Consider the following 10,604-nt stretch of genomic DNA (forward strand, 5'->3'; position numbering starts at 1 on the left):
CGGTCTCATTCCGAACCCGGAAGCTAAGCCCTCCAGCGCCGATGGTACTGCACTCGGGAGGGTGTGGGAGAGTAGGACACCGCCGGACTCAACGTAGAAATAGGCCCACCCCGAAAAGGGGTGGGCCTATTTTTTTGGTGCCGGCAAAGTCAGTCTTGCGGTCATGCCGCTGCCCGGCCTGAACGTTAGCGCCGGTGCCTGTGCGAGCGGCCTCACCCAGCGGGCATGAGCGGCTGGCTCTGCGAAGGAATGCCAGCAGAAAGGGAGCGGCCGTACCGGCCTGGGTGCCGGGCGACGGTCAGCAGGGGACGTCGTTAATCGAGTCGACCGATCAGCCGGCGGACTGGTTGGCCTTGTTGAAGGCCGCGTACACCTTGCTGCCGACGGTGCTGACCAGCGCGACGATGGCTGCCGCGATGAGCGACACGAGCAGACCGTACTCGAGGACCGAGGCACCCTCGTCGGACGCCATGCGGCCACGCAGCACCTGCACGCGGAACCGGACGAGCTCGACGAACATGTTGATCTCGGGCATGCCAGGACTCCCTGTCGGTCCCTTGACCGCCGGGCTCGATGGTCAGGTGCCCTTGCTATCGGAATCCCCGCCGACCGCTTGAGGAAGGTGCCGCGCTTTCTCTCGGGTGCATTTTGCAACCGATCAGCCGGCGGCCGCGGCATCGTGCCGAGCCGAACCGGTACGCAGGGGAAGGCCAGTGCCGGGCGGCTAGGCCACGGATTCGGCCCGGCCGAGTCGCCAATACCCCATTAAGGCGACGGCGCGCCGGTCGACGCCGCATTCGGCGACGAGGTGGCGGCGCAGGGTGCGGATCACCGCTGCCTCGCCGGCCAGCCAGGCGTACAGGCGGCCGGCGCCGGACTCCTCCGGCACCTCCCACAGGTCGTCGACATCGACGTCGACGTCCTCCAGTTCCTGCTTTTCGGACCCGGCGGTCAGGATCCGGCCGGTCGCTTCGCGAACGGCCGGGATCAATCTTTCGCCGTGCGGCTCACCCTCGCGGGCCAGCCAGGTCACGCGTACGCCGTCCGGCTTCCGCAGGTCGAGCCGGTCGTCCGGCGACGGCACCTCGAGGTACGCCTCGCCGCGCGCATCGGCCGGCATCCGCTCGAGAATCCCGGCGACGGCGGGTACGGCGGTCTCGTCGGCCCCGATCAGGACGAAGCCGGCGTCGTCGTCGTGCGGCCGGTAGTCGACGCCGCCGTGTTCGCCGTCGTAGTCGGCGCTCGGGCCCATCAGGCACGCGGTCGAACCCGGGCGGGCGGTTTCGGCCCAGCGGGAGGCCGGGCCGGTCGCGCCGTGCAGGGCCATGTCGACGTCGACCTCGTTCAATTCCGGCCGTACGGCGCGGACGGTGTAGGTGCGCATCGGGTTGCGGCGCTCGTGGGGAAGCGCACGCCACTGGGCGTACCAGTCGTCGCCGGTCGGCAAATGGTCGAGGCCGTCCCCGGGGAGCGGCAGGATGAACTTGATCCGCTGGTCGTACCCGTTGTCGGCGAACCGGTCGAGGCCGTCGCCGGTGAACGTGACCCGCAGGAAGGTCGGGCTGAGCCGGCGCAGAGCCCGCACCTCGACCGGAAAGAACCGCCACGCCGTCACGTTCCACCCTCCGTTGTTAGGCCAGCGTAAGTTAACGGAAGGTCGATCGGTGAGTCGAGCGGGGTGCGCCGCTCCCCGGCGGTCAGCGGGCGGCGGCGGTCAGGAACTGGAGGAGGGGGCGGAGCTCGTTAGGGATCGACGGGTCGGAGACGGTGCCTTCCCAGCGGTCGACGCCGTTCTCGATGACCAGGTCGTAGCGCATCAGGTCGGCCCCGGCGGACGGTGCACCGCGGGCCACGTTGAGGCGGGACAGGTCGACGGTGGTCACGAGTTGGATCAGCCGGGCCGCCTCGGCCGGGGGCATGTCGGCGGTGTCGAGATGCACCTTGGTGGTGCGGCCGGCGAAGCCGCCCGAACGCCGCATCTCCACCTTTACTCGTCCGATCACGACGGTTCTCCCTTCACGCGTCGTTGTGTCCGACGCTACTGCAGCTCTCGCCGAGGCCCCAGCGATGCTGGCAAGGCGCTTCGGCAGGCCGATGACATAGCGGATGGCAGTTCTCTGTCGCCGTCCGCTGCATCTCGGTGTCGCGAGGGGTCCACGAACGGCTGGGCGCCGCCGCCGCGCGAGCCGCCTTCCGGCAGACGGTCGAACGGGCCGCGTCTGCCGGCGGACCGTACGGCGAGCGGCTCCGAGCCGCGATCGCCGAGATCTCCGCAAGCTGACCAATCGCCAGTCGGCGTCCCCGCTGGTCGGGGCCAACCATCTAGGATCCTAGGACGCCGAACACGGGGTTTCTCCACAGTCGCACGACACGAGGTGGTCAACGGCCCGACGGCGCTGGGCAGGCGAGGGGTCCTTTCGGCGGTTGGGATCACAACGCAGGAGGGCACGGGCGGAGGAAGGCGAGGGGCCTTTCGGCCGTTTGGGTCGGTCGAGGCGGCGTAGTGGTGGGGGAAGGCCTTCCGGCCGCTCGGGTGGAGCGGGGCAGTGCAGTGGCGGAGCGACGTGAAGGCCCTCGATCGCTGGGGTGGACCGGGCGGTGCGCAGCGGCGGAGGCACGTCAAAGCCTCCGGCGGCTGGGGTCGAACGGGGCGGCGCGGTGGCTGAGCGGGGTGAGGGGTTTCCGGTCGTCGGGGCGGCGCGGTGGCTGAGGGAGGCGAGGGGCTTCCGGTCGTCGGGGCGGCGCGGTGGCTGGGGGAGGTGAGGGGCTTCCGGTCGTCGGGGCGGCACGCGGTGGCGGGGTCTAACGTCGCGTGAGGCTGGTCGGTGGGGAGCTGGAGTTGGCGGCGCCGTGCCGGAGGAGGCGGCGGGGATGAGCCGTGGCTGGATTGGCTGCGCCGGTGGAGTGGCCGGGCGGCGGGGCGGCGCGGCGGATTTGTGGCAGACGGTGGACACGGGGTGCGGTGACATCTATCGTGGGCGATATCACCGAACAATCGAAGCGCTTCGACGACCATTCGTGGGAGTGCATTTCGCCCGCTCGGCCGGAGGCTGCTGAGCTGGCGTTCTTGCCTGTCCTTGCCATTGTTTCGTGCTTGGAGAATCGCCATGCGAAGGCGAATCCTGGCGGTGCTGGCCGTGGCCCTGATCGCCACGCCGACCGCCCCCGGCGCTGCCCGCGCCGATGCCGGCTTTCCGTTCCGGGATCCGCGCCTGCCGTTGCAGGTGCGCGTCGACGACCTTGTCGGGCGGCTCACGCTCGACGAGAAGATCTCGATGCTTCACCAATATCAGCCGGCGGTTCCGCGGCTCGGGATCAAGCTGTTCAAGGCCGGCACCGAAGCCTTGCACGGCGTGGCCTGGTCGAATGATATCGACAATAACTCTGCCGTCGTGGCGGCGAACGGTACGACGTTCGCCCAGCCGGTCGGGCTGGCCAGCACGTGGGACACCGACCTGATCAAGCGGGTGGGCGGGGCGGTCGGGGACGAGGCGCGCGGGTTCAACGCGCAGAACCCGCGGGTGTTCGGCCTCAACCTGTGGGCGCCGGTGGTCAACCTGCTGCGCGATCCCCGCTGGGGCCGCAACGAGGAGGGCTATTCCGAGGACCCGCTGCTCACGGGGGCGATCTCCACCGCGTACGGGAAAGGGCTGGAGGGTAATGACCCGGCCCACCTGAAGACGGCCCCGACGCTCAAGCACTACCTCGCCTACAACAACGAGACCGGCCGCGACGTGACGTCCTCGACGGTGCCGCAACGGGTGCTCAATGAGTATGACCGTCAGGCTTTTGCGCCGGCGATGAAGGCGAATGCGGCGACCGGAGTGATGGCGTCCTACAACCTCGTCAACGGGCGCCCGGCGACCGTCGACCCGGACCTCGGGACGCTGGTGCGCGGCTGGTCGGACTATCCGGTGTTCAACGTCAGCGACGCCGGCGCACCCTACAACCTGACCGGCTCCGAGCACTATTTCGCGACGCAGGCCGAGGCGGACGCCGCGGCGATCAAGGCCGGTATCAACAGTTTCACGATCGACAACGCGGACGGGGGGCCGATGGCGGCCGCGATTCATCAGGCGCTCGATCGGGGATTGCTGAGCGTCAATGACATTGATGTCGCGGCCGGGCAGGCGTTGAGCATTCGGTTCCGGCTGGGGGAGTTCGATCCGGGCGGCGGACCGTACGCGAAGATCACGCCCGCGGTCATCAACAGTCCGGCGAATCAGCAGTTGGCCCGCAAGACCGCCGACGAGGCGATGGTCCTGCTCAAGAACCAGGACAATGCCCTACCGCTCAAGCCGGGCGGAAAGGTCGCGGTGGTCGGGCCGCTGGCCGACACGCTCTACAGCGATTGGTACGCCGGTCAGTTGCCCTACCAGGTGACCGCGCTCGACGGCATCCGCGCCAAGGCCGGATCGGTTGCCACGAGCGACGGGGCGGACCGGATCGCTTTGCAGGACGTGGCTTCGGGCAAGTTCGTGAGCGCGGCCGACCCGGCGAAAGTCGCCGCGAACGCCGATCTGCCGGACCCCGCCGCCGAGTTCGACGCGGTCGACTGGGGGCAGAACGTGTCGACGCTGAAGAACGTCGGGAACAGCAAATACCTCGGTTACAACTGGGGGCCCTTCATCACGCACGACGACCAGCCCAACGGGTGGTACGTCCAGCAGCAGTTCAAAATTGAACCGCAGCCGGACGGCACGGTCGTGCTGCACTACGCCGGGTACGAGACCCAGGAAACGTGGTTCGGCAGTAATACCTACGTGACGGTCAATCCCGATGGTGGTCTGACCCTCGGTGCATCCGACGCTTCGCACGCCGCCCATTTCCGCAGGCAGGTGATCAGCAGCGCGGTCGACCAGGCGGTGGCCGCGGCGAAGAAGGCCGACACCGCGGTGGTGGTCGTCGGCAGCAACCCGTTCATCAACGGCCGGGAGGCGCACGACCGCACCTCGCTCGCGCTCGGGGACGGGCAGGAGGCGCTCGTCCGAGCGGTCCGGAAGGCCAACCCGCACACGGTCGTGGTGTTGCAGACCAGCTATCCGGACACGATCACGTGGGAGCAGCAGCACGTTCCCGGCATCGTCTGGACCACGCATGCGGGCGCCGAGACCGGGCACGGGATCGCGGACGTGCTCTACGGCGACTACAACCCGGCCGGGCGGCTGACCCAGACCTGGCCGGCGTCGGCCGCCCAGTTGCCGCCCGACCTCAACGACTACGACATCATCTCCAGCGACCAGACCTATCTCTACAGCAAGCAGAAGCCGCTTTATCCCTTCGGTTTCGGTCTCTCGTACAGCTCATTCCGGTATGGCAAACCGGTTGTCGGCGGTGGAAAGGTGCGGGTGACGGTCACCAATACCGGCCGGCGGGAGGGCGACGAGGTCGTCCAGCTCTACACGCATCAGCGGAGCTCCCGGGACACGGTGGCCGTGAGGCAGTTGCGCGGCTTTCAGCGCGTACATCTCAAGCCCGGCCGAACGGCGACCGTGACCCTTCCGCTGAGCCCGGCCGATCTCGCACATTGGGATGTCACCCGCGGCCGATGGGTGACCGAGACGTCGGTCTACGACGTCATGATCGGTGCGTCGTCGAGCGATATCCGGGCGCGGACCGCGATCGCGGTCCGGGGCGAGACCATTCCGGCCCGGAACCTCGCTTCCGCCACGAGGGCGGAGACGTTTGACGCGTACGCCGGCACGACGCTCCTTCCCGAAACGCCGTTGTCGGGGACGGTGGTCGGGAGCACGGCCGCCGGCCAATGGATTTCGTTCAAGGATGTCCAGTTGCGGGACGGTAGGACCTTCAGCGCTTCCGCCCTCGGTTCCGGGACCGTCGAGGTGCGGCTGGATTCGCCTTCCGGCCGGCTTCTCGGAACGGCGAAGGTGTCCTCGGCCGATTATGCGACCGCCACCGCGTCACTCGCGAGAACGGCGGGCCGGCACGACATTTATCTGGTTTTCGGCGGCCCGGGGATCCGGCTGGCCACGTTCTCCATTCGGTGAGAGGGAAGCCCCGCCCGCCGGTCTGGTGAGCCGGCGGGCGGGGACACCGTGTTTGATCATGCAGGTCAGTAGGATCGAGCGCGTGGGGAGGGCCGATGCCGACGATCAATGACGTGGCCCGGGCAGCCGGGGTCTCGCCGAGCACGGTGTCGTACGTGCTGAGCGGCCGCCGGCCGATCTCGGCCCAGACCCGTGCCCGGGTGCAGGCGGCCATCGCCGAACTGGGGTTCCACCCGCACGCGGGGGCCCGGGCGCTGGCCAGCAGCAAGACCAACGTGCTGGCGCTGGTGGTGCCGCTGCGCGTCGACGTCAACGTGCCGGTCATCATGCAGTTCGCGACCGCGGTCGTCACGACGGCCCGCACGCACAACCACGACGTGCTGCTGCTGACCAAGGACGAGGGCACGGCCGGCCTCGAGCGGGTCGCCAACAGCACGATGGTCGACGCGTTGATCGTGATGGACGTGGAGCGCGACGACCTGCGTATCCCGGCGCTGGGCAAGCTCAAGCAGCCGTCGGTGCTGATCGGTCTGCCGGCCGACCCGGCCGGCATCGCGTGCGTCGACCTCGACTTCGCCGACGCCGCGGGGGAGGCCCTGCGGCACCTGGCGTGGCACGGGCATCGGCGGATCGCCCTGGTCGGACCGTCGCCGGCCGTCTATCGGCGCGGCACGTCGTACGCGGAGCGGTTCCTGGCCGGCTTCGACGAGACGGCGTCGTCGCTCGGCTTGCAGACGCTGGCGCATCCGTGCGAGCCGGGAGCCGAGGGCGTACGGCAGGCGCTGGCCGACATCGACGCCGAGTTGCCGGGCGCGACGGCGCTGGTGGTGCACAACGAGGAAGTCCTGCGGCTGGTCCTGGACGAGTTGCGGGCAAGTGGCCGCCGGGTGCCGGAGGACATGTCGGTGGTGGCGGTGTGCCCGCGGGACGTGGCGCTGGGCATGCCGATCCCGCTGACGTCGATCGACATCCCGGCCCACGACGTCGGCGGCCTGGCCGTCGAGACGGCGATGAAGCTGCTGGACGGCCGCCACACCGACCCGGTCCGGCTGCTGCCGCCGACGCTGGTCGAGCGGGAGAGCTGCGGTTCCCCACACGCGGCCTGACGGGCGGGGCTCCATCGCGAGGTGTCTCGCCCCGTTCGGCAAGGTCGCCGCCTGGGGCCGGGCCTGGAACGAGGTGGGACGAAGGCCCTGGCTCGAGGCCATCGTGAACGATGGTGTTCGGGAAGCCCGTCGCCGGCCGGCTCCTCATGCCGGCCGTCGTCGAATCGCTGGCCCACGACCTGACCGACACGGAGCACTGACCGGCCGCCCGCCGCGGCGGATGCTCGTCCGGGGGCCGGATCACGGTCCAGGAAATCTCTTCGTCACACCGTTGACATCGGCGTGGGGCGTTCTCTAGCGTCACCCGAAAGCCCAGCGTCGAAGCGCTTCGACGACAGATTGTCGAAGCGCTTCGACGGACCCCTCCCGGAGGACGGCATGTTCCGATCACGAGCCGGCGTCGCTGCCGGAGCTTTGTTCCTGGTTTCCTCGCTGGCGCTGACCGCATGTGGCGGCTCCGGCAGTGAGGGCGACGACGGCAAGGACGCGAAGACCCTCACGCTCTGGCACTACGAGGGTCCGACCAGCGCCATGGGCATCGCCTGGAACAAGGCGATCGAAGAGTTCAAGACCAGCCACCCCGGCGTGACGGTGAAGTTCGAGGAGAAATCGTTCGCGCAGATGCAGCAGAACGCGCAGATGATCCTCAACTCGGACAGCGCGCCGGACGTCATGGAATACAACAAGGGCAACGCCACCGCCGGCCTGCTGGCCAAGCAGGGGCTGCTCACCGACCTGACTGATCAGGTCACCAAGAACGGCTGGGACAAGAAGTTGAGCACCAGCCTGCAGACCACCGACCGGTACGACGACCAGGGCATCATGGGCTCGGGCAAGTGGTACGGCGTCTCGAACTACGGCGAGTACGTCGAGATGTACTACAACAAGGACCTGTTCAAGAAGTACAACCTGCAGGTCCCGACCACCTACGACGACCTCGTCAAGGTGATGGATGCCTTCAAGTCCCACGGCATCACCCCGCTGAGCGTCGGCGGCGCCGAATACCCGGCCCAGCAGATCTTCTACGAGCTCGCGCTCTCCAAGGCGAACCGTCAGTGGGTCAACAACTACGAGCTCTACCAGAACAAGGTGGACTTCCACGGGCCCGAGCTCACCTACGGCGCGCAGACCTTCGCCGACTGGGTCAGCAAGGGCTACATCGCCAAGAACTCGGCCGGCATCAAGGCCGAGGACATGGGCGTCGCCTTCGAGCAGGGCAAGTTCCCGATGATGTTCTCCGGCTCCTGGTGGTACGGCCGCTTCCAGAGCGAGATCAAGAAGTTCGACTGGGGCACCTTCCTGTTCCCCGGCAGCACCCTCTACCCGGGTTCGGGCGGCAACCTCTGGGTCGTCCCGTCCAAGAGCAAGGCCAAGAGCCTCGCCTACGACTTCATCAACATCACGATGCAGCCGGACATCCAGAACCTGATGGGCAACAGCGGCGGTCTGCCGGTCGCCGCCGACCCGGCCGCGATCACCGACCCGAAGTCCAAGGAGCTGATCGACAACTTCAACAAGGTGTCGACGGCCGACGGGCTGGCGTTCTATCCGGACTGGCCGGCGCCCGGCTACTACGACACCCTCGTCGCCGGTGTGCAGGGCCTGATCAACGGCTCGAAGACCCCGGCCGCGTTCCTCGACGAGATCGCCAAGCCGTACAACGAGAACCTGTCGGACATCGGCAAGTAAGAGACCCAGGAAGGGAGCGAACCGATGTCCGGCAAAAAGGGGTACGCGGTGTACCTGATCCCGGGGGTGATCGCCTCGACCCTCGTGATCGTCGTGCCGCTGGTGATGACGATCTACACCAGCTTCACCCGCTGGACCGGCGTCGGTTCGCCGACCTGGATCGGCTTTCAGAACTACACCCGGCTGTTTCACGACCAGCTGTTCTGGAGCTCGTTCGGGCACATCATCCTGATGGTCGTCGCGATGGCGGTGATCCCGACGCTGCTCGGCCTGGTGCTGGCGGCGGTGCTGTTCGACTACGTGGGCAAGCGTTTCAGCGACCGGTGGGCCAGCTTCTTCCGGTCCGGTTTCTATCTGCCGCAGGTCATCCCGCTCGCGGTGACCGGCATCATCTGGGGCTGGATCCTGCACCCCGACTACGGCGCCCTCAACAAGATCCTCAACGCGGTCGGCCTGCACGGCCTCGCCGTCGACTGGCTCGGCAACCCGAAGTACGCGCTGTTCACGGTCATGGCGGTGCTGATCTGGATCCAGCTCGGCTACCCGATCGTGATGTTCATGTCGGGCCTGCAGCGCGTCGACCCCTCGCTCTACGAGGCGGCCGACCTGGACGGCGCGAGCTGGTGGCAGCGCTTCCGCAGGATCACGGTCTACATGATCCGGCCCGAGTTCTACGTCGTGCTGATCACCACCACGATCGCGGCGCTCAAAGTGTTCGCGCAGATCTTCGTGCTCACCCGGGGCGGTCCTAGCAACGCGACGATCGTGCCGTCCTACTTCGCCTACCGGAACTACTTCGAGAAGGCTCAGGTCGGCTACGGCTCGGCGATCTCGACCGTGCTGACCGTGCTGATCATCGTGCTGGCGTTCGTCTTCCTGCGCCTGCAGAACCGGGCGGAAAGGCAATCCCGATGACGACAGCGACCTTGGAAAAACCCGAGCTGCGAGAAGGATCACCCAAGGCCGCGAAGCGGCGCAACCCGGTCCGGTACGCCGTCCTCATCGGACTGCTGATCCTGCTGCTCCTGATCGTCGCGCCACTTCTCGTGGTCGTCATCAACGCGGTCAAGAGCCCGGCCGACTACGCCGGGCACGGCCCGCTCGCGCTGCCCCACCACCTCTATTTCCGGGGCATCGTCGACTTCTGGAACCGGGTCGACTTCGGCGAGAAACTGTTCAACAGCTTCATCTCCAGTCTCGCCGTCGCGGTGCTCGGTGTGCTTCTGAGCATTCTCAACGCGTACGCCCTCGGCATCGGCCGCGTCCGCGGCCGGGTCTATTTCCTGGTCTTCTTCCTGGTCGCCAATCTGCTTCCGCAGGAAGCCCTGATCTACCCGCTGTACTACTTCTCGAAGCAGCTCGGGCTCTACGACAACCTGCTCTCGATCATCATTATCTTCACCGTCATCCAGAGCGCGTTCGGCACCTATCTGCTCACCTCGGTGTACGCCGATTTCCCGACCGAACTGCTCGAGGCGGCCAGCATCGACGGCGCCGGCAAATGGCGCGCGCTGTGGCGGGTCGTCGTGCCGGTCAGCCGCCCGACGCTCGGCGTGCTGTTCACGTTCTTCTTCATCTGGACGTGGAACGAGTTCCTCCTGCCGCTGGTCTTCCTGATCTCGAACGACAAACAGACCGTCCCGGTGGCGCTCGGCGTCCTGCAGGGCGACCGCCTCATGGACGCGACCACGACGAGCGCCTCGGCGCTGATCGGCATCCTGCCCGCGGTGCTGTTCTTCGTGATCTTCCAGCGCACGCTCACCCGCGGCATCGCCGCCGGCGCCATCAAGTAAAGGACCCC

General features: G+C 67.6%; 9 protein-coding genes and 1 rRNA gene. 7 read left to right on the top strand and 3 right to left on the bottom strand.

What is annotated here, in order from left to right; all coding sequences use genetic code 11:
• Window positions 1-88 (top strand): 5S ribosomal RNA (gene rrf / locus ACIA5C_RS44195); the annotation flags it as partial.
• A gap of 243 nt (window positions 89-331) precedes the next feature.
• Here the strand turns inward: rrf and ACIA5C_RS44200 are convergent.
• The 3 genes from ACIA5C_RS44200 to ACIA5C_RS44210 form a co-directional block, all read right to left on the bottom strand.
• Window positions 332-535 (bottom strand): Flp family type IVb pilin, encoded by a 204-nt coding sequence (locus ACIA5C_RS44200; protein ID WP_396066444.1) that lies wholly within the window; start codon window positions 533-535, stop codon window positions 332-334.
• Window positions 536-724: 189 nt separating this feature from the next.
• On the bottom strand, window positions 725-1,615 hold the full coding sequence (locus ACIA5C_RS44205) for a siderophore-interacting protein (protein WP_396066446.1): 891 nt from the start codon (window positions 1,613-1,615) through the stop codon (window positions 725-727).
• A gap of 82 nt (window positions 1,616-1,697) precedes the next feature.
• Window positions 1,698-2,003, bottom strand: coding sequence for a protealysin inhibitor emfourin (locus tag ACIA5C_RS44210; RefSeq protein ID WP_396066448.1), 306 nt, complete (start codon window positions 2,001-2,003; stop codon window positions 1,698-1,700).
• Window positions 2,004-2,140: 137 nt separating this feature from the next.
• Between ACIA5C_RS44210 and ACIA5C_RS44215 the strand changes: the two genes are divergently transcribed.
• The 6 genes from ACIA5C_RS44215 (at window position 2,141) to ACIA5C_RS44240 (ending at window position 10,596) form a co-directional block, all read left to right on the top strand.
• The gene (locus ACIA5C_RS44215) at window positions 2,141-2,281 is read left to right on the top strand and encodes a hypothetical protein (protein WP_396066450.1); all 141 of its coding nucleotides are present in this window, start codon (window positions 2,141-2,143) and stop codon (window positions 2,279-2,281) included.
• Window positions 2,282-3,107: 826 nt separating this feature from the next.
• Window positions 3,108-6,008 (top strand): glycoside hydrolase family 3 C-terminal domain-containing protein, encoded by a 2,901-nt coding sequence (locus tag ACIA5C_RS44220; RefSeq protein ID WP_396066452.1) that lies wholly within the window; start codon window positions 3,108-3,110, stop codon window positions 6,006-6,008.
• A gap of 95 nt (window positions 6,009-6,103) precedes the next feature.
• Window positions 6,104-7,114 carry a LacI family DNA-binding transcriptional regulator gene (locus ACIA5C_RS44225; protein WP_396066454.1) on the top strand — a complete coding sequence of 337 codons (1,011 nt, stop codon included), beginning with the start codon at window positions 6,104-6,106 and terminating at the stop codon, window positions 7,112-7,114.
• 378 nt (window positions 7,115-7,492) lie between these two features.
• On the top strand, window positions 7,493-8,803 hold the full coding sequence (locus tag ACIA5C_RS44230) for an extracellular solute-binding protein (RefSeq protein ID WP_396066456.1): 1,311 nt from the start codon (window positions 7,493-7,495) through the stop codon (window positions 8,801-8,803).
• Window positions 8,804-8,827: 24 nt separating this feature from the next.
• Window positions 8,828-9,718: a carbohydrate ABC transporter permease gene (locus tag ACIA5C_RS44235; protein ID WP_396066458.1), complete on the top strand. Its 891-nt coding sequence runs from the start codon at window positions 8,828-8,830 to the stop codon at window positions 9,716-9,718.
• Complete coding sequence (locus ACIA5C_RS44240) at window positions 9,715-10,596, top strand: carbohydrate ABC transporter permease (RefSeq protein WP_396066460.1); 882 nt, start codon at window positions 9,715-9,717, stop codon at window positions 10,594-10,596. Before ACIA5C_RS44235 ends, ACIA5C_RS44240 begins: the two co-directional genes overlap by 4 nt.
• Window positions 10,597-10,604 lie beyond the last annotated feature (8 nt).

It is taken from the genome of Actinoplanes sp. NPDC051343 (assembly GCF_044455125.1).
Taxonomy (GTDB): Bacteria; Actinomycetota; Actinomycetes; order Mycobacteriales; family Micromonosporaceae; genus Actinoplanes.